Here is a 24,579-nt window from a genome sequence, read left to right on the forward strand (position 1 = left end):
GTACAATGAGAATGTAAATATAGAACAGGAGGCATGATCATGAATAATAAAAAGGGGTTAGGTTCACTGCTGTTGTCTATGGTAATCTGCGGTTCCCTGCTCTCCGCCTGCGGCGGCAATTCCAATACAACGTCCGAGGGTTCCGGGAATACAGAAGCTAAGGCCAAGGCTGCTGAGATTGTGTTTGCCTTGCCGTCCTTCAACCGGATTCCTGATGATCTGAGCAAGGTGACGAATGCGATCAATGCCATTACAACCGAGAAGATCGGTGTCAAAGTAGATTTCCGGCTCTTCGGTCCGGCGGATTATGCCCAGAAGGTCAATCTGGCGCTCCAGAGCGGAGAGAAAATGGATATCTTCACCACGCTAGGACAATTCTCCAACTATGTGTCCAAGAGTCAGGTAGCTCCGCTCGAAGAGCTGCTTCCCGAACATGGTAAGGAGCTATCCGCCATTCTGGACAAGGATTTCGGTCCGGATATCCTAAAGAGCACTACAATGGATGGGCATATCTATGGAATTCCAGTAAATAAAGGGATGGCTTTACCTACGAATATCATCTACAACGCAGATATGCTGAAAGACGCAGGAGTCTCGGCTGACACGATCCAATCGGTGGAGGATCTGCCCGCTGTCTTCGCTGCCGTGAAGAAGAAGCTGCCCGATGTGGTTCCGTTTGGCCCGATTAATGTGAACCCGACAGATACGGGACTTGTGAATTGGATGAAGGGTGCCAGCAAGGTGGATTACCTGACCGATACCACCGGAGTCGGTGTGGTCATCGGCGACAACGGCAAGGTCGTAAACTTCTACGAATCCGATGTATTCAAGAATGGGATACAGATGATGCGGGAGTGGTTCAATGCGGGATACTTGCAGAAGGATACTGCGACTACGACGATTACAGCGATGGAGATGGTCTCCTCCGGGCGCGGATTCTCCTTCCTGGGAGGGTACAGCGGTATGGAGGTTGGCAAGCAGCTGAGTGCGCAAGTCGGGAAAAACATTGAGACCAAGCGGATCGCCCCGTTCTACTTCGATACAAGTGCCGTGAACTCCGTAACCTGGATGGTCTCCAGTACCTCCAAGGAGACGGAAGCTGCCGTCAAGTTCCTGAACCTGCTGTACACCGACAAAGAGCTGATCAACACCATTCTCTTCGGAATCGAAGGGGAGGATTACCTCAAGGTGGATGAGCATCATGTGAAATTCCCTGAGGGCATGGACGCCAATACAGTCCCTTACACAGCTATGCTTAGCTCCGGGATCGTAGGCTCCGAGTCCCTCCAGTATCAGATGGAGGGAATCAACTGGTCGGATGTGGAACTGAAGCTCCAGGAGAACAAGGATACCACCAGATCCCCGTATTTCGGATTTATCTTTGACCAAGGCCAAGTGAAGACGCAGATGAGTGCTGTGAACAACGTAGTGAATCAATTCCTGCCGGCGCTTGTCAGCGGATCGGTAGACCCTGAGAGCATTATTGCGAAATTCAACAGTGCGCTGAAGGATGCGGGTGCACAGGACATTATAGACAGCAAGCAGCAACAACTGGATCAATGGCTTGCCGCGCAAAAACAGTAATTTAATTAAGCCTGCTGAAGGTTGAGCCGCTAACGGAGGCTCAGCCCTCGGCAATGGAGGTGAATCCGGCATGATAGCCAAACCTAAATCCAAACCACTCAAAAAAACACTTCCTTTATTAATTCTGGCGGGCCCGGGCCTGCTGTACTTTCTAATCAACAGCTACTTCCCCATGTTCGGGGTATTCATCGCGTTCAAGGATGTCAACTATGCGAAGGGCATCTTCGGCAGTGACTGGATCGGCTTCAAGAATTTCACCTTTCTGTTCCAGACCAGCGATGCCTGGATTATGACCCGGAATACACTCTTGTATAATCTGGCCTTTATCGCGCTTGGAACCATAGTTTCAATTCTCATCGCCATTCTGATGTCGGAGCTGCTGAACAAGCTCTATTCGAAGCTGTTCATGACCGGACTGATTCTTCCGAATCTGATCTCGATGGTCGTCCTTTCGTTACTCGTCTTCGCCTTTCTGAACGCCGACAGCGGATTCGTGAATCATTCGATTCTCCGGCCGCTGGGGATTCCGGAGATTAACTGGTATTCGGAGGCGAAATATTGGCCTTATCTGCTGGTGCTTATTCAGATCTGGAAGACGGCAGGCTACGGTTCCATTATCTATTTCGCATCTATCGCAGGCATCGACAAGAGCATCTACGAGTCTGCCAAAATTGACGGGGCCGGGAAGCTGAAGCAGATCCGCATGATTACCTTGCCGCTGCTGAAGCCGACCATTATCGTGCTGGTGCTGATGTCTATGGGACGGATTTTCAACTCCGACTTCGGCCTGTTCTATCAGGTGCCTATGAACTCCGGTGCGCTGTACAGCACAACCCAGACGATTGATACGTATGTCTACCGCGCCTTGATGCAGCTGAATGATATTGGAATGTCGGCGGCAGCCGGTCTGTATCAGTCGCTGGTCGGCTTTGCCCTGGTGCTTACGGTCAATGCCATCGTCAAGAAGGTTAATCCAGAAAATGCATTGTTCTAGGAGGAAATACAGATGATCCAAACAAGAGGAGAACGGACGTTTACTGTGTTTTCTGCGGTCGTGATGTTCCTGCTGACGGTTTTTGCTTTTTTACCTTTCCTTCTGATTGTCATTGCCTCGTTCACCGATGAGACGACCCTGATCCGCAACGGGTACAGCTTCTTCCCTGAGCATACCAGTCTTGAAGCGTACCGGTATATTAAGTCCTCGGCGTACATCTTCATCAGAGCCTATGGCGTTTCCTTTCTGGTTACGATCCTGGGAACTGCCATTGGACTGCTTATAACAAGTATGCTTGCTTATCCGATGTCGCGGTCCGATTTCAAATATCATAATGTGCTGGCGTTTGTCGTCTTCTTCACTATGCTGTTCAGCGGGGGAATCGTGCCTTCGTATATCATGTGGACCCAATATTTCCATATCAAAAATACCATGTGGGCGCTGATTCTGCCCAATCTGCTGGCGAACGGTTTCAACGTGCTGTTGGTCCGTAACTATTTCAAGAATAATGTTCCGCTGGAGATTATCGAAGCTGCCCAGATCGACGGGGCTTCAGAACTGCGGACCTTCTTCCGCATTATGCTTCCCCTGTCCATGCCGGTGATGGCTACCGTGGGGATGTTCATGGGCCTGGCCTATTGGAATGACTGGATCAATGCGTTATATTTTGTATCGAAGCCGCAATTATACGGCATTCAGAATCTGCTGATGCAACTCATGAGCAACATTCAATTCCTCAATTCCGGTCAGGCCGGCAACGTGTTGGGTGCGGAGTCCGTATCGCTTCCAAGCACAGCCGTGCGGATGGCAATGGCGGTGCTGGGCATTGTGCCCGTGCTGTTCGTCCTGCCGTTCATGCAGAAATACCTGACCCGCGGCGTGATTATTGGTGCTGTCAAAGGCTGACAACTGAAATGAAAAGGAGAATGAGCGATGAATGTCCAGGAGGTTATTGACCGGATTCTACTCGATTGCTGCGGAGGACGCAAGCTGGAACAGACCTGTGATGTGCTTGCCAGCGGCAAGGAAGACATGGAGGTCACAGGGATTGTCACAACGTTCATGGCGACTGTGGATGTGATCAAGGAAGCCATTGCAATCGGAGCGAACCTGATTATTACCCATGAGCCCACCTATTTTACCGGAATGGATTCGCTGGACTGGCTTCAGCAGGACCCGGTATATCTGGCCAAGAAGAAGCTGATTGATGAACACGGAATGACGATCTGGCGGTTCCATGACCACATGCACCTGGCCGATACGGACCGGATTTATGACGGTCTGCTCAAGGAGCTGGATTGGGAGGACAAGAAGCTGGACGATAAGGATGCCTGGGGGTATCAGATTGAGGAGACCACCGTCGGGGCGCTGGCCGGCTTCCTGAAGCAGCGGCTGGGCATGAAGGTCATTCAGATTGTCGGTAACCCGCAAGCAGCCTGTGCCCGTATCGGCATCCTGGTGGGAGGCGGCAGCCTCGGGCTAGGCAGGGAGCAAATGCCGATGGAGCTGATGCAGGAGAAGAACCTGGATGTGATGATCTGCGGCGATATTACGGAGTGGACCTTATGCGCTTATGTGAATGATGCCGCCATGCTGGGCATGAACAAAGCGATGATCGTAATCGGCCATGAGCGGTCCGAGGAGTGGGGCATGAAGTATATGGCGGAGTGGCTGACGCCGCTGGTAGACGGGCTTCCGGTCACGTTCGTGGATGCGAAGGAGCCGTTTGTGTATTTGTGAGGTAAGGGGAACAGCTTCATATGCCCCAAATAAAAAGCAGCCATTGCCCATTGACGGGAAGATGGCTGCTCTTTTGCATTTTTCACTTCTTCCAATTCTCCACAAAATGATCTACTGCTGCCCGCTCAATGGCCAGTCCTTCCGTGTAACGCTCCATAAACAAGGCGAAGCCATCCACCTCAACGCTGCCCGGAGCTACCACCTGCCCTTCTTCTGCATGGAACACTTTGGTCGACAGGTAATCAGCCAAGCTCTCCTGCGGGTTCTTATGAATCATGTAGGTCTAGGGGCATTCTCAGCGGGCGTTCATTTTTAGGACATGCGCATGGCAATGCCCTTTCTTTGACTAAGGTCTAGTGCACCAGTGAAAAGGAAAGTTACGTCTACAAAATATGGATTTGAATTATTTTTTGAGTACTTCCGCTTCAATCTGCTGTTGCAAAAATGCAATTTACGCAATATCGGAAAAATATTTTATTTTTTTTGGACAGATACGGAATAACTTAATTTCGGTTCTGCATCAATTTGTATTATCCGCCGGATAGGAAAGGCCGCCTCCGCGTTGTTGTCACTAACGGCCAGACTAAGAGGGATGAAATAGTGTGGTTATTTTGCGACTCATACCTCTAGACCGGGTGGGGGAAATTCAACCGTGTATTTCAGCTGTTTAGTCAGGCCTGCATATCAGGCATTGCAGAAAAAACCTGCTTGAAAAGGGTGTGTTCAACAGAGCAAGTCGCAAAAAAACAACAGAAAAAAACCTTTAATTAAAGCCGTTTTGGGACGGTTGACCGGTCCTTTTTTCTGTAATACGATGACATTGCGAAATATTTCACAATACATTCAAGGCGTATGAAGCAACCGTTTTATTTTTTTAATCACCGAAGTGAAATTATTCACATACAAGGGAGCAGATGAAATGACCAAAGTAATTTCAGCCGCCAAAGCAGCGGAACTCATCAAAGACGGAGATACAGTGGCAGCCAGCGGATTTGGATTATCCTGCTGGGCAGAAGAGATGGGGATAGCCATTGAAGACCGCTTCATGCAAACGGGGCTGCCGAGAAATCTGACGGTCATGCACGCCAGTGCAGTCGGCAACCGCCGCGACAAAGGGATGAGCCATTTAGGCCATGAAGGATTGATTAAACGCTGGATTGGCGGAATTGCCATTGCTTCCCCCGGGATGGCGAAGCTGATCGAAGAAGACAAATGTGAAGCGTACAATTTGCCCCAAGGTGTAATTACTCAGCTCTACCGGGAAATTGCAGCCAAGCGTCCGGGTGTGATTACCAAAGTAGGCATGGAGACGTTCGTTGATCCCCGGGTCGAAGGCGGCAAAATGTCCCCGTCCACGAAGGAAGACATTGTAAAGGTTATCGAACTTGATGGCGAAGAGTGGTTATTCTATAAGTGTTTTCCCATTCATGTCGGCTTGATCCGCGGAACCGTGGCTGATGAGAATGGCAATCTGACGCTGGAAAAAGAAGGCCTGCATATGGAGGTCCTGCCCATCGCCCAGGCAGTCCGAAACTCGGGAGGTATCGTGATCGCCCAGGTAGAGACGGTTGCCAAGCGCGGCACCCTTAACCCTAAGGATGTTAAAGTTCCGGGGATTCTAGTAGATTATATTGTCGTGTCCAAGCCGGAGAATCATTACCAGACAGAGAACACCCAATATAATCCGGCATTCTCCGGTCATGTTAAGGTACCTACCGAATCTATTGAATCACTGCCGCTGGATGAACGCAAAATCATCTCCCGCCGCACAGCAATTGAGCTTCAGCCGAATGCGATCCTGAATCTTGGGGTTGGAATTCCGGTAAATGTTGCCAACATAGCAGAAGAGGAGGGAGTAAGTGACCAGCTGATTCTAACCACGGAAGCCGGTTCTATCGGGGGTGTTCCCGCAGGTCTGAAGGACTTCGGTCATGCTTATAACTCTGAGGCCATCGTAGATCATGACGCACAGTTCGACTTCTATGATGGAGGCGGTATCGATTTATCTGTCCTTGGCCTCGCTCAAATGGATGAATCCGGGAACGTAAATGTCAGCAAATTCGGTACCCGGGTAGCCGGATGCGGCGGATTCATTAATATCTCTCAAGCAGCCAAAAAGCTGGTATTCGCAGGTACATTTACCGCCGGCGGTCTCGAGATCAAGGTTGAAGACGGGAAATTGCACATCCTTCAAGAGGGAAAAGTGAAAAAGTTCATTAAGAAGGTGCAGCAGATCACGTTCAGCGGTTCTTATGCGGCCAAAGTAGAGCAACCGGTTGTATATGTTACGGAGCGCGCAGTATTTGAACTGCTGGATGGAAAAGTAACCTTAACTGAAATCGCACCGGGTGTTGACCTGCAGACACATATTCTGGATCAGATGGACTTTGTACCGGTGATCTCACCCGCACTCAAGCAAATGGATCAAGCCATGTTCCACGAACACTGGGGGAAGCTGAAATCTATTATTGCCGAGAAAAACCGGGTCTTATTGGAAGTATATTAATCTATCAATGCTTCAATACACTATGAAAAGGGATGATCTCATGAATATTCAGTTAAACCGCTGGAGGATACTGATCGCATCGGCCATTATTAATATCTGTGTAGGTGCAATATACGCATTCAGTATTTTCGCCCTTCCATTAACCAAAGTGTTTGATGTTTCGATGCCGGATATTATGATGGCTTTTACGATCAATGCAGCAATCTCTCCAATTCCAATGATTCTGGGAGGGAAGCTGGTCGATAAAGGGGGAGCGAGGAAGGCTATCTTTATTGGCGGAGCCATGTTCGGGATCGGCTTCATTCTATCGGGACTCGCAACCGCGCCCTGGATGCTGTATATCACTTACGGTGTTATTACCGGGATCGGCCAGGGGATCGTATATTCCTCGACCATCGGCAACAGTGTGAAGCTCTTTCCGGATAAAAGAGGCCTGGCTGCAGGAATTGTTACAGCGGGCTACGGCGGCGGAACCATTGTTATCGCACCTATAGCCAACGCGTTAATCAGCGGTCAGGGTGTCCAGCCGGCATTGATCATGCTCGGTGCCGTCTTCCTGGTAATTATTCTGAGCCTGGGTCTGCTCGTTAGACCTGCACCGGCCGGTTATGCCCCTGAGGGCTGGACGCCTCCGGCTGCCGGAGCTGCCAAGGGCGGCGTGAATGTACAGTGGCATGAAATGATCAAGAAGCCGCTTTTCTATGTCATCGCCTGCCTGTTCCTAATCGGTGCCCTGTCAGGCATGATGGTAACCGCCAATGCGTCTGTCATCGGACAGAAGATGTTTGGCCTCTCCGCCGCAGCCGCAGCACTATATGTAAGTCTGTACTCACTCAGTAACTGCATCGGCCGTGTATTCTGGGGCGCTGTATCCGACAAAATCGGCCGGGTAAAATGTCTGCTCATGATCTATCTGGTCATTGCGGCCATGATGCTGACAATAGCATTATCGACATCCATCGCCGGATTTGCGGTAGCCATCGCAGGCATTGGCTTGTGCTTCGGCGGAACCATGGGCATCTTCCCTTCGATTGTCGGCGAGAAATTCGGGATGAAATATTACGGTGTCAACTATGGTGTAACCTTTATCGGTTATTCAGGAGCTGCCTTCTTCGGACCGAGAATTGCCGGTAAAGTGGCAGCAGCCAATGACGGAATGTTCACGAATGCTTTTTACATCGCGCTGGTGATCTCTTTGGTGGGCTTTGCCCTAACCTTTGTGTACAAAGCAATGGATAAACAACAGCCGCCGCAGCCTGAAGTTACCCAAGCCGCTTAAGAAACTGAGTTACATTAATGAATAACTAAGTTACATTAACGAACAATATAAATGGAGGTTAACACAATGTCGATTACACAATTATTAGGGATTAAATATCCGATTTTTCAGGGGGGCATGGCTCAAATCGCAGTTTCTCCTCTGGTAGGTGCTGTGTCCAATGCGGGAGGGCTGGGCATTATCGGTTCAGGCGGATTTACCGCGGACCGTCTTCGTGATGAGATCCGTAAGGTGAAAGCAAGCACCGATAAACCCTTCGCTGTAAATTTGATGCTGATGATGAACAATATCCCTGAGCTTATTGAGGTCATTATCGAAGAAGGCGTGAAGATTGTGACCACAGGTGCAGGCACGCCTGCTCCATACATGAAGACGCTCAAAGAGCATGGCATTATCGTTATTCCGGTAGTTCCTTCGGTCAAAATCGCCAAGAAAATGGAAGCCTTAGGTGTGGATGCAATTGTTGCCGAGGGAACCGAAGCAGGCGGACATGTGGGTGAAACCACGACGATGGCTCTTCTGCCTCAAGTCGCCAGTGCAGTGTCGATTCCGGTAATCGGAGCCGGCGGGATTGCGGATGGCCGTGGCATCGCGGCTGCATTTGCACTCGGAGCACAGGGTGTTCAGGTTGGAACCCGGTTCCTGGCTACAGTGGAATGCCCTACTCACGAGAACTTCAAACAAGCCGTCATTGCTGCAGATGACACTAGCACAACGGTGACTGGCCGCAGCCTGGGCGGTCCTGTAAGAAGCATCAAGAATAGTATGATTGCTGAATTCCTGAGACTTGAGAATGAGAAGGCTTCGCGCGAAGAGCTGGAGAAATTAAGCCTCGGATCTTTGCGCCGGGCCGTATTTGAAGGAGATACAGATACGGGCTCCGTAATGGCTGGACAGATTTGCGGGATGGTGAATAAGATTACTACGGTTGAAGAGATGATTACCACTATGTTCGAAGAGGCGCAGGAAACCCTCGGGAAGCTGGGACATTTACAGCTGGGGCCATTATCAGTTGTAGGCGCATAATAAAGTGTCATATCATAAGCCAAGTGGTATCATTTACGTAATGATATCGTTTGGCTTTTTTCTATATAAGGATGTAAGCGTTACTATAATAGTATAGGACTGATAAATTTGACCAAAAGAAATAAAAAATCAGGTAAACGTACGATAGACGAAATTATGGAAGAGCTGCCGTCCACTTTATTTGTTACCGATCCACACGGAAATATATTAATCTCCAATGAATTTACCGCTTTAACCATCGGAGTTCAATTGGAGGAGCTGCTGAAGGCGAATGTCCAGGACTTGGTGAAGGCCGGCTATTATCCTCATTCAATTACGATGGAGGCCATTCAAAGTAAACAAAAGGTTTCGAAGAATGTCATCACCTCAAGAGGATTTCATATCTTCTCAACAGCGATTCCTATTCTGGATAAGGATGGGGAGGTGCAGCTGGTAGTCACCACTTCTAATGAATTCAAGCAGGAGCACGCCTATTATGAAGCAAATGTACCTGTAACCCAGCAGATCAACAAGCAGCTCGGTGAAGCAGCAGCGGGGGAAGGCAAAGGGATTGTAGCTGAAAGCCTGGCCATGAAACAGATCATTAAAGTCTGCAACCAGATCGCGTCCTACGACAGTAAAGTGTTAATCTATGGTGAATCCGGGACCGGTAAAGAGGTAATAGCCAAATATATTCATCTAAGAAGTGAAAAGTGGAAGGGGCCCTTCATTGCGATTAATTGCGCAGCTATTGCTCCGGCTCTATTCGAATATGAATTGTTTGGATACGAAAAAGGAGTCATGGAAGGACAGACGGAAGTGAAGGCGGGCATGATTGAAATTGCGAGTGGCGGGGTTCTTTTTCTGGATGAAATAGCGGATTTGCCGCTTGAGATGCAAGCCAAGCTACTGCGGGTTCTGGAGAATAATGAAGTAAGACGCGTCGGCGGCATCGTGAATATACCGGTCCATTGCCGTGTGATCTCAGCTACGAACCGGGATCTGTGGAGTATGGTGAAGAAAGGGCTATTCCGCGAAGATCTGTATTACAGGATTAATGTGATCCCGATTCATATTCCTCCGCTCCGTAACCGCAAGCTGGACCTTGTAGGACTAATCTCCAGTTATATCGCCAGCTTCAATCAAATGTACGGGAAGAAATATGTCTTAAGTGCGGAAGAGTTTGAGAAGATGCTGAGTCAGCCCTGGCACGGGAATGCGAGAGAGCTGAGGAATTATATCGAACGGCTTGTGGTTACGGAATACATGGGAATTAGCCAGGAGGAAGAGGATCAGGTAGCGGACTGGTTTGCAATCGACCACTTCATAGCCAAGAACAAACATCACCTGTCTGCGCTGAAGGATTTCACTGCAGTAGCAGAGGGACGTTATATTGTAAAAGTGCTGAAGGATTGTTATGGAAACGGTACAGAAGCGGCAAAGAAATTAAATGTGGACCGCTCGGTTATTTACAGAAAGCTGAAGAAAATGGAAGAAGTGCTGCGGAATTTTATTTATAATCCCGAATGATCTTGAGCTTGGTGGAAGCATATAAGGCGAACAGGAACAGCAGCAGACCAATGGAACCCATGACAGGACCCGGGCTGAAATAATCCGAGAGGTAGGAGACAAGAGTTAGACCGATCGACGGAGCGACACTCATAATCGACCCAAGTACTCCGAAGACCCGGCCCTGAATCTCTTCCGATATTTCCAGCCTGAGGATGATATTGATCAGCAGCGTGCAGAACGAGAACATGAATCCAATCAGGAGAATGATAGGAATGGCTGTGGCCGCAGAAGGGATGAATGATAACAGGATGTACATCGGGCCCAGACAGAACAGGCCGCTCATAATAAATAATCCTCTCCGTCTGATTCTGGAGCCCAGGATCATAATTATGCCTGAGCCGATCATATAGCCGAGCGGGATACAAGCTTCCATGAGTCCGAACTGGAACGGGCTTGCCTTCCAGACGTTGACGGCCATAACCTGGGTCAGCATCAGCGAGGGCATGAAGAATAGAGTGAGCGTCGGAAGCATAATGATGACGGCCTTGGCAAAAGGGAATTTCCAGATATACCGTATGCCCTCCCCAAGGTCCTGAATAAAATTCCTCTTCTGCCCGGGCTCGGAATTCACGCGTGTCGGCACGGGAAGGGAACGGACAGCAAGAACCAGCAGGAAGGAGACCAGAAACGTGACTCCATCGAATAAAATGGCATCCGCCGCACCGAAGCTCGCTACAAAGATTCCGCCCATGGAAAAGCCAACTGTCCGGCAAATATTCTCTGACAGGTTAAGCATGCCTACGGCTTGTTGGACATGCTCTTTGCCGACCACGGTGATAATGGAGGACTGGTAGGCGGGGGACTGGAACAGGGCAGATACAGTAGTCAACGCAGTAAGCAGGGCTACGATAATGAAGGAAGCGGAAGAGAGAGAGAGGACCAGGGCGAGCGTTACTACCAGTATGCAGCTGATCAGATCCGTGACCAGCATGATTGTTCTGCGGTTGATCCGATCTGCAAACGTTCCTCCAATGGATCCGAGCAGCGAGCTGAGCAACAGATTAATGACCGTCAGTACAGCCACCAGCTTGGCACTGCCGGTGGTCTGAAGCACCCAGAGACTGAGAGCGATACTGTGAAAGGTATTGCCGAACAGGGAAATGGAAAAGGAGCAGAGCAGCAGCATGAATTTTTTGTTGGCCCACAGTTTTGGATAGGAGTGTACCGCAGGGGCCGCCTGGCTGGCTATAACGGGTTCTGGCATAGTTACTCTCCTTTCAACTTAAACGCTTAAGTTAACCCTCAAAAAAATTAGTCGACATAATAACAGTTATTCACTTGCTCGGAGTAGTCCGGATGGTGCAATAGCTCTTGCATGAGTTCATAGGCAACCTCCGCTTTATCTCCTTGAAAAACAATCTTCTTCACATCTTCACCCAGCATTTCCGGGGAATTACTTGTGCAGATGACCGTAAGATGCTCGAACTTTCCAGACTTCTCCACGTAGCTGCCAATGAATTCATTGATCACAATTGCCTGCTTGAAGCGGTGGTGCTCCATGGCCGGAAGCAAATCCTGAAGTTCATGGATCTCAAATACGGCATCCTCAGCCAGAGGAACACTGCTGCGGATATAGCGGGTGAGGAGCGAATTATTAAAGCCCTCCATAATCAAGCAGACCTGCGACAGATCTTCGGGAAGAGCTTTTTCAAGCGCTGATCGGAAATTAAACACCACCTGCTTGAAAAGCTTATCCTCTATCATGCTGTCGATCAGAATCAGGGGGATGCCTTCGACAAAGTGTCTGGAGATCGAGTAGAAGGAATTATCTTGTGCATCAATGAGGAACACGGCTTCCAGCTTGCGTTCAACGATAATATCCAGCGAAGGGGTGTCGGTATCCAGAGAATAGAGGAGCGTATGATAACCGGCCGCTGTAAGCCGCTGCTCCAAAGCATGAATGAAGGCGAGCTGGGCATGCAGCTTCCAGTAGGGCAATGACTTGGATTTGTGGACCAATACACCTATCAGACCGGTTTTTTGATTTGCCAGTGAGCGGGCTGCTAAGTTTGGAATATAGCGGAGCTCTTTAGCCAGTTCCATAATCTGGCGGCGCGTCTTCTCAGGAATGGTCTGATTATCCACACGATTCAGCACATAGCTTACGGTGGCAACGGATACGTTAGCACGGATGGCGATGTCCTTCATAGTCGTTTTTTTCAACGCACCAATCTCCTGTCTGTTGATTTCCTAAAGATTAACATTAGCTGGATCAGTCGTCAATCCTGGATGTGATGTGTCATAATAAACCTTTTATTTCTTGTTGTTGATATAATATGTAAAATATTGTAGTATCAGCTTAATCGGTTAAGTCTACCGATTGTTGTCTATTCTTTACTCTATTATTGGGAGGCGGTTATGTATGGACAATGTAGTGTTGTATCCCTTCAATAAGATTACGCAAGGGATCATCAGGTTCAGGGATCTAACGGATTTTACAGTAAGAGCGGTTGTTGATTTTGTCCTGCATAAGGGCAAAGATGCAGCAGAGCTGGTGGAAGGGCGTGCGGCGGGCATTCCGGTCACGGACAATTTTGAAGAGGTGTTTGGCTTAGCGGATACTCTTATTCTGAATGATCCAGGAACTTCCTTCGGAAATAACGAGGGTGTGTACGGTGAGCATAAGCTCAGCCAGCTGTGGAGAATGCTCGTTGTCTCTGCCCATGAGCACAAGCTGCGGATCATCAGTGTGCACGAAATCATTGACCGTCCGACCCTGGAATGGCTGCTCGAGAATGGAATCATGATTGAAATTCTGCCTCAAATCCCCGCAAGTCTGCAGCGCCGGCTTCATACAGAATATGTTTTTCCTTCCCCTGGAGATGAAATAGCCACTTACTTATCTTATTTTGATATGGACGTACAAATAACCGCTTATAACCGCAATATATGCAAGGTAGGTATATTCGCAACAAGAGGATGCCTCGGGAAATTCACTGCCCAAATGTCATTATTCCGGGCGCTTAAGCAGGCAGGAGAGAAGGTCCAGGCGATTATAACCGAGCCCACAGCCGCACTCTTCAATCAACCGGGCGGCGATATAATGAAATTTATTGCCAATAAGCCGCTGAGCCAATATCCGTATTACATTCACGCGGCAGTCCGGGAAGCAGAGAGGGAAGGCTGTGATTACGTCCTGCTGTCAGGTCAAGGCTCCTTGCTTCCGAATGAGAATTTCGTGATTGCAGCGACCAAGGTCTCCTATTTGCGCGCTTTACAGCCCGATTTGACGATCCTGATCGCAGGCTACGATGATGATGAGCAGATTAGAGACAGCCTCGATATTCTTCGCGTTTACGGCAATAGCAGCCGGCCGTTTGCCATTCTGATTCCGGATAAATACGAAGTTGATTTCGGAGAATACATCTCGAAGACCCCGGAAGAAATAGAACAGCGCAAGGAAGAGATCCGCAGCCGGTTTGCAGCCGAGAATGTTGAATCGGTGCTGGACATTGGCAGATTGGCTGCCAAGCTGGCTGGCTATAAGAAGACTGTCAAATTATGATCCGGGCGGAGGCGGTGAACATGGAAAGGGTTGTCCTGTATCCCTTCAATAAAATCACGCAGGGTCTGCTTCGCTTTCGTGACCTGTTGAGCGTGGACATTGTGTCGGTGATCGACTTCGTGCAGGAAGACGGACAAGATGCCGGAGAGCAGGTGGACGGGAAGCATTCGGGAATTCTTATTCATTCGTCTATGGAAGCTGGTCTGAAGGATGCGGACACTCTGATTCTCAATGATCCCGGCACTACTTTTGGGGGGAACAAAGGTGTATTCGCTGAGCATGATCTGGCGGAATTATGGCGGAAATTGGTCTTGTATGCTTCTGGCCGGGGCTTAAGGGTAGTCAGTGTTCATGAAATTTATGACAGGGATACCCTGAACTGGATGGCAGAGCAGCAATTAAAAATCGATGTGGTTCACAGTCCTCAGGAGCAGCTCTTTCAGGAGATGGATGAGCGTTACAGCACGGGCGGAACAGATATTGAGTGCTATCTGGGACAGTTTGAGAAGGAAGCCTTGATGTTCGCCCGCCCCAGAACGATTAAGAGAGTGGGTATTTTTGCTACACGGGGGTGCATTGGCAAGTTTACCGTGCAGATGAATCTCTATCGGCAGTTCGGAGCGCTGGGCATTCCGGCTACAGCCTTTATCACAGAGCCAACCGGATTCCTGTTCGGGCAGCCTGAAGGGGATATCTTCAAATTCCTGGCGCACCGTCCGTTGGAGCAGTACCCGTATTATATCGATACTGTTATTCATCAAGCCCAGCAGAGTGGCAGCGATTGGATCGTTATGGCGGGGCAAAGCTCCATTCTCCCCACAATGAATATTGCTTTCAATTCTCTGCGATACGCGATGCTGCGGACATTTGATCCGGAGTATGTTCTGCTGATTGCCGGTTATGATGATGACAGCGCTATACTTGATGCGATTGAAATCTTAAGAATCTACTCCAGGCGGCCGATTGCCCTGCTGCTGCCGGATAAGCTTGAAACCTCTTATGGGCATTATGAGATCTATCCCCTTGAACAACGATTGGCCCGCAAGCTTGAACTGGAACAGAAATTTCATATTCATGTCCTCTTTACCGAACAAGCAGAAGCAGCGGTGAATCTTATCTTGGAGGAAGCGAATGCTATTCCGGCCGCTTCTGGTAAGTAACCATGCTGAATCCGGGCGAATGCATCTATCAGATTGTCACCGACCGGTTCTGCGAAGGCAACCCTGCCAGCCGGCCGCGAGCGGAGCTCTTCAGCTCTGGAGCAGGCAATCTGCGAAAATATCTCGGCGGCGACTGGGCAGGAATTATTGCCAGGATTCAGGACGGATATCTTACCGGTATGGGGGTCAGCGCGATCCTGATTTCCCAGCCGGCAGAGAACATTCATGTGTGCACGGACGATGAAGAAGGCACGGCTTCCTATCATGGATATTGGCCCAGAGACTTCCTGAAGCCCAATCCTTATTTTGGTTCTATGGATACATTCAGCGCCCTGCTGAGCACAGCGCATGAGCACGGACTTAAGGTAATTATTGATTTTACACCGAATCATACGTCCCCTGCACTGGAACTGCGGCCGGATTATATGGAGAATGGCGCAATATACCGCGCGGGCCAGCTGGTAGCTACTTATTCGGGAGACCTGGAGCGTGTATTTCTGCATAATGGCGGCACTGCTTTTCGGGATGCCGAAGATTCGCAGTACCGGAATTTGTATGACCTTGCCGGATTGGATCAGATGAACCCGCAAGTGGATGAGCTTTTGCGGGAAGGGATTGCCTTCTGGCTGGATCTGGGGGTGGACGGTGTGAGGATCGATGCGGCCAAACATATTCCCCCAGGCTGGCTAACCTCCTTGAGCGGCTTCATCCATGCCAGGAAACCGGCCTATCTGTTCGGGGAGTGGTTTCTTGAAGCACATGGCCACACACAGGACAATGCAGCCTTTGCCAATGGGAGCGGGATGAGTCTGCTGCATTTTATGTTCACCCATGCGATCCGCGAGGCCTTTCATGGGCGGCAGGGCTTCGGTGCTTTCGCTGAAATGCTATGCGAATCCTCCGGCAGCTATAAGCATTTGAATGACCAGCTTATTTTTCTGGATAATCATGATATGAGCCGGTTTACCCGGGATTCTGATCCTTTGCTTACGGATTTGGCGCTTGTGCTGCTGTTGACTTCCGCAGGCCTGCCTGTGGTGTACTATGGAACCGAGCAGTACATGAGCGGCGGGGATGATCCCGGCAATCGTGCTATGATGAGCTCCTTCAGCAGGGAGACTACGGCCTACCGGTTAGTGGCTCAGCTTAATCGTTTAAGAGCATGTAATCTTGCGATTGGTTACGGTAATACGAAGCTGCTGTATTTGAATTCGGGAGTGCTCGTATTCGAGCGCAGCTACAAGAAGGATGTTGCACTTATTCTAATTAATCAGGGTGAAAGCGGACATACACTGCCTCCGCTGGTTACTTCCCTGCCGCAAGGCGCTTACTCCAGCCTGCTTAAGGACATTTATCCAGACCGTCAGGCAGTTGCCGGAGCCGAAGGGGACATACAAAATGTGATACTGGCACCTCAGTCTGCTTATATCTATGTTCATGAGTCAGATCTGGAGGAGCTGGATGCGTTGCACTTCTATCCCAAAGCAGCGGCGCCGGGAAGCGAGCTTATTATCCGGGGCAGACATTTAGGGGACAACGGCCGTCTGAGGGTTGGCGGTTATGAGGCTGATGTAATCTCATGGCAACCGGAGAAGATCGTAGCCAAGATTCCGGCGGTCCCGGCGGGAACACATTGTGTACAAGGTCTGACAGGCGGGGAGAGCGAGTTCCAGCTGGCGGAAGAACTGACGGTGTGGACAGGAACGCTGGTCACGGTAAGGCTGGTAGTCAAGAATCTGCATACCGAATATGATACTCGGGTCTATGTGACGGGAAACGTGTATGAGCTTGGAGAATGGCAAGCAGAGAGGGCCGCAGGGCCGTTTTACAATCATATTGTCTACCGGTATCCAAGCTGGTATTGCGATATCAGTCTGCCCGCAGACTGCCGGATCGAGTTCAACTTTCTGCTAAGGGGTGACTCTGGTATTGTGCGCATGGAGCAAGGGGAGGCTCATTACATTCATACGCCTGCGGAGGGTGTATCGGAAATGATAGTGGAGTGGCAGGGATGTCACCAGGAAGCTAATCTGTTATCCGAAGGAGATGCTGCGTATGGATGAGAGATTGCAGTTTGACGGGACGCGTCTGATCTTCCGAACGGTACTGGACGAAGAGACAAGGCGGCTGATTGCCTGGCATTTTAAAAGCGGCTGGCTTGAGCTGCAGCAGGCTGTCCGGCTAACCACCCTCTCATCCGATAACAAATTTGCCCAGTTCCTGTTCCCAGTGTACAGGCCGCTCGGGCAAACGCTGGAGATGCAGATTCCCAGGCCGCTAGACCGTTACTATTATGCTGATTTAGGGATTATTAAAAAAGTGCAAACGTTTGTACCAATTTTAAGATCTAATGTGTTATTTGTTTGTGATGACGGCAGCCTTGAGTATTCCGACTGGCTTTCCTTCCAGAGAGACCATTCTTCACCTCCGCTGCTGGAGCAAAATACATGGTGGGAATTCTTCACAGGATATTCACTATCTACACATTGAGAGATTAGGAGGGGACAACCTATGAAGTCCAGCGCATCTGTCTTAATCCTGTCCTGGGAGTATCCGCCTATGGTGATCGGAGGGATGGCCCCGCATGTCTATGAATTGTCCAGGCATTTGGCAAGCGGGCAGACCGAGGTTCATGTAATCACCAACAGCGCTCCCGGGCGGCCCGTTCTGGAAGTGGAGAACGGCGTATACGTGCACCGTGTGAATTCTTATGAGAACTTGACCGATTTCGAGGATTGGGTGCTTGAGTTCAATCTGGCGATTGTAGATTACGTTGTATCCCGGCTAATCGGGAACGTAAGCCTCGATCTTATTCACGCGCATGATTGGCTGGTCGGCTACGCAGCCCTTATACTCCGTCAACGTCTGTCGTTACCGCTTGTTACAACAATCCATGCTACGGAGTTTGGACGGAACCAGGGAGTATTCACGCCTCAGCAGCACACGATTCATGCCCTTGAGAATGAACTGGTCTCAACATCGGACAAGGTTATTGTATGCAGCCTGCATATGCAGCGGGAGGTCTGCACTGTGCATGGTCTTGAGGAGTCAAGGACGGTGATTATTCCGAACGGCATTGATCTCCGTTCACTGGAGCTGATTCCCGCACATTCCTTCAGACGAGAGCAGTATGCGCAGAACGGCGGAAAGATTATTTTGTTCATTGGAAGACTAGTGAAGGAAAAAGGAGTACAGGTGCTGCTGCAAAGCATGCATGAGGTAGTGCGGGAATTCCCGCACTGCACCTGTATTATCGCAGGCCGGGGACCGATGTTCGCCGAGCTTGAGGCCAGTGCGGCTGAGCTGGGTACAAGCATTCACTTCACCGGCTTCGTGGACAGCCTGGAGAAAAGCTATCTGTTCCAAATTGCCGATGTCTGTGTCTTTCCCAGCTTATATGAGCCCTTCGGCATTGTGGCACTGGAAGCGATGGGCAGCGGTACACCGGTAATTGTGTCTGAAGAAGGGGGACTGGCCGAGATTGTCGAGCATGGGCGGACCGGACTCACCAGCATATCCGGGGATTCTGGCATGCTTGCAGGCCGGATTCTACAGTTGCTCCGTGAGCCTGATGAGGGGAGCCTGCTTGCAGAAGCAGCCCGGCGGGAGGTGCTGCTCCGGTATGACTGGACCCCCATTGCTGACAGAACCAGAGAAGTCTATTCCGCGCTGAGCGGCGTGAGATTATAAGGAAGGGAAGATGCCGGTATGACATCTTTTATAACGCTCAAGGAAGAGATTCTAGATCTATCGCTATGCGCCTCTTGCGGATTGTGCGCTGCAGTGTGTCCCCAAGGTCTGCTTGCGATGATCGGAGATTCCATCTCGCTCCCGGTCTTTCAGGGTCTGGAGAGCCAGGCGGCCGACACCTGCGGAAGCTGTAATCTCTGCTCGGAGGTGTGCCCGGGCTATGATACAGGCGTTATGGAATCCGAGCGGCGCATCTTCGGCCGCAACCGTTCAGAGCTTGAACGCTGGACCGGCATCTACTTGTCTACCTGTCAATTGTCGGCGGCAGACCCGGAGATTCTCGGGCGGGCGGCAGCCGGCGGGGCAGGGACAATCCTGGCGGTTACCGCGCTGGAGGAGAAGCTTGCTGACGCGGTGATTGTTGTGGGAAGAGATAAGGAGCGTCCCTGGGTGCCGAAGGCCTACCTTGCCGATTCAGTGGACCGGATTATCGAATGTGCCCAGACCAGCTACTGTATCACCCCCAATCTGGATCTGCTGCAGGATCGCAGATATGACAAGATCGGCATTATAGGCGTACCTTGCCAGATTCAAGGCATCCATAAGCTGCTAAATCTGCCGGAACACTCGCCGTCCACTGTATTGGCAGACAAAGTGGCGTTCACGATTGAGCTTGGATGCGCCTCCAACACTTCACTGGGGGGGACCGAGCATCTGATTACGGAGATCTTGGGGATCGAATTGGCTGACGTAGTTTTGATGCGATACCGGGAAGGGGAATATCCGGGACAGTTCATGGTCAGGACCCGTCAGGGGCAGGAGCATTATCTGCCCTTTTACCGGCTGGTGGAGGAATTCAAAAAGTTTAAAACCTTTCGCTGTCTTGCTTGTCCGGACTGGTGGTCAGGCATTGCTGATATTTCGATTTCGGATGGAGATCCTAATATTTTTGATTCCAGCAGGGAAGGGATATCTGCCAAAGCCTCTTCCACGGTAATGGTGCGAACGAAGACAGGAGCTGACCTGCTTGAGCTTGCGGTGCGCCGGAACGCGGTCAAGCTGTACGATTACACCTTTGAGAATAACCTTGGACTGGAGCGGAAACGGCAGCGGTACCGCAGCTATGCAGCAATGGGCGACCGGAGGATTCCGCTGGCTCCCGGAAGAGATATGGATTACTCGCAAATACTCTCGGATGACGAGGTGATCAGAATTGGAATTGGGACGAAGCAGGGTCGGGCTACCGGCCAAATGTGATTTGCGGATTAAGGCGAAGCAGGAGTTGGGTTCCTTCCAATTCGATTCGGTTCCCGGAGACAAATCAATTTCCCAGCGGGCGATCGTCCTGAATGCTATCGCTGAAGGCCAAGCCACGGTGTATAATGTGCTGCGTTCCCGTGACACTCAGAGCTGTATCGCGATTCTCCGCCAATTAGGTGTAACGTTTGCATGGAATGGGGATGATCTGTCTGTGAATGGAAGAGGGCTTCGGGGCTTGCAGGCACCGGCGGGCAGACTTGAGGTCGGGAATACGGCCACATCGGCCCGGTTGATGTTGTCCGTCCTGGCAGGACAGTCCTTTGCAGCGGAACTCGGGGGAAACTCACTGCTCTCGGCAAGACCGATGGACTGGGTTGTTCAGCCGCTTACAGACATGGGGGCTGTGATTGAATATCTTGGGGTGAAGGGCTGTCTGCCTCTGCGGATTCAGGGGGCATCACCCTTGTCCCCCATAGAAATGGAAGCCACCGTATTCAGTGCACAGGAAAAGTCCGCCCTGCTGTTCGCGGGATTATATGCGGACGGAATCACATGTTACCGGCAAAACTGTCAAAGTCGGGATCACACCGAACGCCTGATGCAGTATTTCGGCATAGATATTCATTCTGATAATGATGTTACCTTCCTGAAGGGAGGAAGTGCCTTTTCCGCCAAAGATGTAAGGGTTCCGGGGGATCTGTCCTCAGCGGCTTTTCTGCTGGCTGCCTATGCTATCCGGGGAATGGAGCGCAAGGGCAGCCTGTTGATTAAGGGGGTGGGTGTTAATCCAACCCGGAGCGGATTCATCCGTCTGCTCACAGAGATGGGGCTTCCTTTGACGCTGCAAGCGGAACAGGAGCTGATATCCGGGGAGCCCATCGCAGATATCTGTTGCACGCCGGGAACCCGTTTGTCCCCTGTCTGTGCTGAAGGCAACGGGCAAATACAGAGCTTGATAGACGAGGTTCCTCTGCTCGCTGCGGTATCGGTATTCGCTGAAGGGGATTCTGTGATCAGGAACTGCCGGGAATTGAGAGACAAGGATACGAACCGGATTCAGACCACTGCAGGGGTGCTAAGAGCATTCGGCGTGGAAACTACCTGCAGTGAGGACGAAATGGTCATTCATGGCGGACAGCGTCTATCGCCTGCCATTGTAGACAGCTGCGGCGATCACCGGATCGCCATGACCGCCGCTGTATTGGCCAGCAGCCTGGAGGAGCCTTCGATCATCCGTAACTGCGGCTGTATCAATATTTCTTATCCAGGCTTCGTAGAGGATCTCTCACAGTTTGCGCATATTGATATTTTGCATCCATTGTAGGGGAAATAATTGAACCCATTTCCATGAAATGGCGTAGAAACAACTATGCCTGTTAATTCAATGGAAATGGAGTGATGTTAGTGAAGTTGTCTATATTGCGTAACCGTTCGGCCTTTTGGACGAGGACAGTGCTTGCTGCTGCCCTGATTCTAACGTTGGCGGCCCCGGCGGTACAAGCGTCTGCCGCTCCTGCGGTATCTGCACCTCCGGCGTCTGTAGCCGGACAAGCCAAGCCCCTAACAAAGGAGAATGCCGCAGCATTCCTCAAGCAATTCTTCAGCTCGGATGAGGTGAAAGCGCAGCTTGCCGGCGCGGTTGTCATTGTGGTCAAGGATGGCAAGACGGTGATTGAAGAAGGCTTCGGCTACGCAGACAAGGCTGCCAAAACAGCGGTAGACCCGGATGAAACGGTCTTCCGCATGGCCTCGGTATCCAAAACCTTCACTGCCGCTGCTGCCATGCAGCTGGTAGAGCAAGGCAAAATCGATTTGAAAGCGGATTTTCAAGTCTATACCGGACCTATTGTCTTCGACAATCCCTTCGGCGTTCCGGTAACGGTGGAGGATCTGCTGACCCATACCACCGGCTTCCGGATTCAGGACCCGCAGCCGGAAGATATCAACGATGATTTCGAAACCAAGGTGTCGATCGAGGATTATGTGCTGCGGAATATGCCGCCGGTTGTCCGAGAGCCGGGGACTTCCTACATGTATGACAACTTCGCTTCAATGCTGCTCGGTCTGGTGGTGGAGAAAGCCAGCGGCGAGCCCTATGAGGATTACTTGGAGAAGCATGTGTTTGCCCCGCTGAATATGGATTCAAGCGGCTTCCTGCTGGAAGGCAAGCTGAAAGATGAGCTTGCTACCGCCTATGATGCCACCGGCAAGGCGCTTGATCTGTATACAGTAACTCCGACTGTTATGCCGCAAGGAGGGATGCTCTCTACTGCGGATGATATCGGCAAGTTCATGACGGCTTTTCTGAATGGGGGCGTTTCCGGGAATAACCGCATTCTGGCTGCAAGTACCGTAGATGCCATGGAGGAATACCGTTCCTCCATCCACCCGTTGCTGCCGAATACCACCTACGGCTTCGAAGCACCGATTCAGCTTCCCGGTGCCGGCAGCAGCTCCAAGATTATCACCAAAGCAGGCGATTTAATCGGCTTCAGCACTTATATGTTCCTGATCCCGGAGCAGAACACCGGGGTGTTCATTGCCTATAATCAGCAGAGCGCACTGCGGGAGCTGTTCTACCCGGCGTTCATTCAGGCATTCTTCCCGCAATATGCCGCACCGGCGAAGCTGGACGCCTTCCAGCCGCTGAGCGCTGAAGCTCTGGATGCGTTCACCGGATACTATGCGGATCTCCGGCTCAAGAGCCTGGTCTCTACAGTTGCTATGCAAGAGGGTGCACTTACCATTAGTGACGCCTTCCTTGGCACCCGCCAGCTGCGCCAGGTAGATGATAATCTGTTCATCGATGAGCTTACCAAGAAATTTACCGGCTTTGAATTGACGCCGGGCGGACAAGGAGCTTATCTGAAAGAGCCGTACCTTAATCCATACGGCTATGAGCAGAAAGGGCCGGACGGCGTTGGTTATTCCGATGTCACAGCAAGCCATCCTTATGCGACCCCGGTTATGATGCTGCAGTCGCTGGGCTATCTGCCGAATGATGCGGCGCTCAGCTTTCAGCCTGAGGCGGGAATCACGCGTGCCGAGTATGTGCGGCTGATGCTGGAGAGCAGCGGTGTCAAAGAAAGCAAGACTACCAAGCTGGCGTTCCCTGATCTGCAGGGACATCCGGATGCCGGCTATATACAAATGGCTGTAGAACTCGGAATGGTGGAGGGAACAGCGGGCGGAGAATTCCAGCCTGACCGGGTCATCTCCCGCCAGGAGGCGGCGGTCATGGTATGGAGACTGCTAAGTGCACAATACCCGGATAAACTGTTCCAGGATGTGAAGCTGGCGGGGAATACGGATAAATGGGCAGTTCCGGCAGTGAAGATGGCTGTGGCTCTGGGATTATACGGACCGGACATCAAGGCGGATGCCAAAGGCGCTGTTGACTTCAAGTCCAGAGAAGCCCTAAGTAAACAGGAGAATGCTGCCATTCTGTATGCCCTGTTCACGAATCCGATGAATCAGATCGTAGCCGGACTGGCGGAGAAATCCGGCGAAGCGGGTAAATAATCTTGACTCAAAGAAGAGCACATTCTAAGGGATGTGCTCTTTCTTTGGGTTCGCAAAGTCTTTCAACTATCCGGAAGCTCAACTCTTTCCCCATACCTTCAACAGCGGACCTGCCTCACCATAAACAGGATCACTATCCGGCAGCGGCACTTGGCCGATTTCAGGGAGCGCCGCTTCGAAGTCGTCCGGCGTGGCCCGGCGGGTGTTGTAATCTGCTCCGCCGGGATAAGCACCGGCGATGCGGAAGTCCTGCGAGGAGGTGAGCCGCTTATGCGCCGTACCGGCAGGCAGCACCAGTACGTCTCCGGCCGATACCTCAACCCTGCGGCCGGCATCGCCGCCCAGCTGCAGGCTGGCGCTGCCGGACATTACGCCGAGCACCTCATGCGCATTGCTATGGTAATGGTGATAGCTGAATACCCCGTTCACCCAGCTGTTCAGCCAGCCGTTGTCATTGAAGATCTGTTCTGCGCTTTCCGGATTCTCCTGAAATGCACCTTTATACAGAACTGCCGGAAGCTCCGGATTATTCGGCAGCAGCTTGTCGGCTTTGAAGGCGAAGGTTTCTATGGAGCCATCCTGCTTCGGTCTGTCATGATGAGATTCTGGCAACCCTAATCATCTCCTTGTCCTTGTCTTTAGTTGTCATTACCCAAACTCTTTCCTGGCCTATCCTGTAGTTCCCTCTTGCTGATAATTTTCTCCCGGGTCTTGATAATCTGAGGGTCTATCTGACAACTATAGGGTAATTCATGGCATACA

At 50.8% G+C, this 24,579-nt stretch carries 20 protein-coding genes; 16 read left to right on the top strand and 4 right to left on the bottom strand.

The annotated features are described in order from the left end of the window. The first annotated feature begins 39 nt into the window (after positions 1-39). The 4 genes from MKZ24_RS13895 to MKZ24_RS13910 all read left to right on the top strand — a co-directional run bounded on the left by MKZ24_RS13895 (position 40) and on the right by MKZ24_RS13910 (position 4,318). On the top strand, positions 40-1,584 hold the full coding sequence (locus MKZ24_RS13895) for an ABC transporter substrate-binding protein (protein ID WP_042238403.1): 1,545 nt from the start codon (positions 40-42) through the stop codon (positions 1,582-1,584). Between the two features lie 70 nt (positions 1,585-1,654). After that, positions 1,655-2,578 carry an ABC transporter permease gene (locus tag MKZ24_RS13900; RefSeq protein ID WP_042238401.1) on the top strand — a complete coding sequence of 308 codons (924 nt, stop codon included), beginning with the start codon at positions 1,655-1,657 and terminating at the stop codon, positions 2,576-2,578. A gap of 12 nt (positions 2,579-2,590) precedes the next feature. Beyond that, the gene (locus MKZ24_RS13905) at positions 2,591-3,484 is read left to right on the top strand and encodes a carbohydrate ABC transporter permease (RefSeq protein ID WP_042238399.1); all 894 of its coding nucleotides are present in this window, start codon (positions 2,591-2,593) and stop codon (positions 3,482-3,484) included. A 27-nt stretch (positions 3,485-3,511) separates the two neighbouring features. Beyond that, positions 3,512-4,318, top strand: coding sequence for a Nif3-like dinuclear metal center hexameric protein (locus MKZ24_RS13910; protein ID WP_340783829.1), 807 nt, complete (start codon positions 3,512-3,514; stop codon positions 4,316-4,318). 82 nt (positions 4,319-4,400) lie between these two features. Here the strand turns inward: MKZ24_RS13910 and MKZ24_RS13915 are convergent, their stop codons facing one another. After that, the gene (locus tag MKZ24_RS13915; protein ID WP_042238395.1) at positions 4,401-4,595 is read right to left on the bottom strand and encodes a hypothetical protein; all 195 of its coding nucleotides are present in this window, start codon (positions 4,593-4,595) and stop codon (positions 4,401-4,403) included. A gap of 642 nt (positions 4,596-5,237) precedes the next feature. On the opposite strand from MKZ24_RS13915, the gene MKZ24_RS13920 reads away from it, so the two are divergent. The 4 genes from MKZ24_RS13920 to MKZ24_RS13935 all read left to right on the top strand — a co-directional run bounded on the left by MKZ24_RS13920 (position 5,238) and on the right by MKZ24_RS13935 (position 10,638). Then, a complete protein-coding gene (locus MKZ24_RS13920) occupies positions 5,238-6,824 on the top strand; it encodes an acyl CoA:acetate/3-ketoacid CoA transferase (protein ID WP_042238393.1) in 1,587 nt (528 codons plus the stop codon). Between the two features lie 40 nt (positions 6,825-6,864). Next, positions 6,865-8,103 (top strand): L-lactate MFS transporter, encoded by a 1,239-nt coding sequence (locus tag MKZ24_RS13925; protein ID WP_042238392.1) that lies wholly within the window; start codon positions 6,865-6,867, stop codon positions 8,101-8,103. A 66-nt stretch (positions 8,104-8,169) separates the two neighbouring features. After that, positions 8,170-9,129 (top strand): DUF561 domain-containing protein, encoded by a 960-nt coding sequence (locus MKZ24_RS13930; RefSeq protein WP_042139058.1) that lies wholly within the window; start codon positions 8,170-8,172, stop codon positions 9,127-9,129. A 156-nt stretch (positions 9,130-9,285) separates the two neighbouring features. Continuing rightward, positions 9,286-10,638, top strand: coding sequence for a sigma-54 interaction domain-containing protein (locus MKZ24_RS13935; RefSeq protein ID WP_042243123.1), 1,353 nt, complete (start codon positions 9,286-9,288; stop codon positions 10,636-10,638). Here the strand turns inward: MKZ24_RS13935 and MKZ24_RS13940 are convergent. Together MKZ24_RS13940 and MKZ24_RS13945 are read right to left on the bottom strand one after the other, a co-directional pair. Next, on the bottom strand, positions 10,619-11,884 hold the full coding sequence (locus tag MKZ24_RS13940) for an MFS transporter (protein ID WP_042238391.1): 1,266 nt from the start codon (positions 11,882-11,884) through the stop codon (positions 10,619-10,621). The genes MKZ24_RS13935 and MKZ24_RS13940 overlap by 20 nt on opposite strands. A gap of 47 nt (positions 11,885-11,931) precedes the next feature. Further along, positions 11,932-12,843: a LacI family DNA-binding transcriptional regulator gene (locus MKZ24_RS13945; protein WP_340783843.1), complete on the bottom strand. Its 912-nt coding sequence runs from the start codon at positions 12,841-12,843 to the stop codon at positions 11,932-11,934. Positions 12,844-13,042: 199 nt separating this feature from the next. On the opposite strand from MKZ24_RS13945, the gene MKZ24_RS13950 reads away from it, so the two are divergent. From MKZ24_RS13950 to MKZ24_RS13985, 8 genes are all read left to right on the top strand, one after another. Then, entirely contained in the window at positions 13,043-14,185 is a 1,143-nt protein-coding gene (locus MKZ24_RS13950) for a DUF1611 domain-containing protein (protein ID WP_340783844.1), read from the top strand. 20 nt (positions 14,186-14,205) lie between these two features. Next, positions 14,206-15,345 carry a DUF1611 domain-containing protein gene (locus MKZ24_RS13955; protein WP_340783847.1) on the top strand — a complete coding sequence of 380 codons (1,140 nt, stop codon included), beginning with the start codon at positions 14,206-14,208 and terminating at the stop codon, positions 15,343-15,345. A 2-nt stretch (positions 15,346-15,347) separates the two neighbouring features. Further along, positions 15,348-17,408 (top strand): alpha-amylase family glycosyl hydrolase, encoded by a 2,061-nt coding sequence (locus MKZ24_RS13960; protein ID WP_340783849.1) that lies wholly within the window; start codon positions 15,348-15,350, stop codon positions 17,406-17,408. Beyond that, complete coding sequence (locus MKZ24_RS13965) at positions 17,401-17,835, top strand: hypothetical protein (RefSeq protein WP_340783851.1); 435 nt, start codon at positions 17,401-17,403, stop codon at positions 17,833-17,835. Before MKZ24_RS13960 ends, MKZ24_RS13965 begins: the two co-directional genes overlap by 8 nt. 21 nt (positions 17,836-17,856) lie before the next feature. Next, positions 17,857-19,035, top strand: coding sequence for a glycosyltransferase family 4 protein (locus tag MKZ24_RS13970; protein ID WP_340783853.1), 1,179 nt, complete (start codon positions 17,857-17,859; stop codon positions 19,033-19,035). A gap of 18 nt (positions 19,036-19,053) precedes the next feature. Further along, a complete protein-coding gene (locus MKZ24_RS13975; RefSeq protein WP_340783855.1) occupies positions 19,054-20,292 on the top strand; it encodes a Coenzyme F420 hydrogenase/dehydrogenase, beta subunit C-terminal domain in 1,239 nt (412 codons plus the stop codon). Then, entirely contained in the window at positions 20,249-21,619 is a 1,371-nt protein-coding gene (aroA, locus tag MKZ24_RS13980) for a 3-phosphoshikimate 1-carboxyvinyltransferase (RefSeq protein WP_081956625.1), read from the top strand. Before MKZ24_RS13975 ends, aroA begins: the two co-directional genes overlap by 44 nt. A gap of 80 nt (positions 21,620-21,699) precedes the next feature. Beyond that, positions 21,700-23,817 (top strand): serine hydrolase, encoded by a 2,118-nt coding sequence (locus tag MKZ24_RS13985; RefSeq protein WP_340783858.1) that lies wholly within the window; start codon positions 21,700-21,702, stop codon positions 23,815-23,817. A 78-nt stretch (positions 23,818-23,895) separates the two neighbouring features. Here the strand turns inward: MKZ24_RS13985 and MKZ24_RS13990 are convergent, their stop codons facing one another. Next, entirely contained in the window at positions 23,896-24,429 is a 534-nt protein-coding gene (locus MKZ24_RS13990; protein WP_445323665.1) for a cupin domain-containing protein, read from the bottom strand. Between the last annotated feature and the right edge of the window lie 150 nt (positions 24,430-24,579).

Source organism: Paenibacillus sp. FSL R7-0297, assembly GCF_038009025.1.
Lineage (GTDB): Bacteria > Bacillota > Bacilli > Paenibacillales > Paenibacillaceae > Paenibacillus_AQ.

Excerpts from the sequence above, each read along its gene's own strand:
- MKZ24_RS13975 (WP_340783855.1), top strand. The coding sequence starts at position 19,054 with ATGACATCTTTTATAACGCTCAAGGAAGAGATTCTAGATCTATCGCTA.
- MKZ24_RS13965 (WP_340783851.1), top strand. The coding sequence starts at position 17,401 with ATGGATGAGAGATTGCAGTTTGACGGGACGCGTCTGATCTTCCGAACG.
- MKZ24_RS13955 (WP_340783847.1), top strand. The coding sequence starts at position 14,206 with ATGGAAAGGGTTGTCCTGTATCCCTTCAATAAAATCACGCAGGGTCTG.
- MKZ24_RS13900 (WP_042238401.1), top strand. The coding sequence starts at position 1,655 with ATGATAGCCAAACCTAAATCCAAACCACTCAAAAAAACACTTCCTTTA.
- MKZ24_RS13950 (WP_340783844.1), top strand. The coding sequence starts at position 13,043 with ATGGACAATGTAGTGTTGTATCCCTTCAATAAGATTACGCAAGGGATC.
- MKZ24_RS13935 (WP_042243123.1), top strand. The coding sequence starts at position 9,286 with ATGGAAGAGCTGCCGTCCACTTTATTTGTTACCGATCCACACGGAAAT.
- MKZ24_RS13910 (WP_340783829.1), top strand. The coding sequence starts at position 3,512 with ATGAATGTCCAGGAGGTTATTGACCGGATTCTACTCGATTGCTGCGGA.
- MKZ24_RS13905 (WP_042238399.1), top strand. The coding sequence starts at position 2,591 with ATGATCCAAACAAGAGGAGAACGGACGTTTACTGTGTTTTCTGCGGTC.
- MKZ24_RS13915 (WP_042238395.1), bottom strand. The coding sequence starts at position 4,595 with ATGATTCATAAGAACCCGCAGGAGAGCTTGGCTGATTACCTGTCGACC.
- MKZ24_RS13960 (WP_340783849.1), top strand. The coding sequence starts at position 15,348 with ATGCTGAATCCGGGCGAATGCATCTATCAGATTGTCACCGACCGGTTC.
- MKZ24_RS13940 (WP_042238391.1), bottom strand. The coding sequence starts at position 11,884 with ATGCCAGAACCCGTTATAGCCAGCCAGGCGGCCCCTGCGGTACACTCC.
- MKZ24_RS13925 (WP_042238392.1), top strand. The coding sequence starts at position 6,865 with ATGAATATTCAGTTAAACCGCTGGAGGATACTGATCGCATCGGCCATT.
- MKZ24_RS13930 (WP_042139058.1), top strand. The coding sequence starts at position 8,170 with ATGTCGATTACACAATTATTAGGGATTAAATATCCGATTTTTCAGGGG.
- MKZ24_RS13895 (WP_042238403.1), top strand. The coding sequence starts at position 40 with ATGAATAATAAAAAGGGGTTAGGTTCACTGCTGTTGTCTATGGTAATC.
- MKZ24_RS13970 (WP_340783853.1), top strand. The coding sequence starts at position 17,857 with ATGAAGTCCAGCGCATCTGTCTTAATCCTGTCCTGGGAGTATCCGCCT.
- MKZ24_RS13920 (WP_042238393.1), top strand. The coding sequence starts at position 5,238 with ATGACCAAAGTAATTTCAGCCGCCAAAGCAGCGGAACTCATCAAAGAC.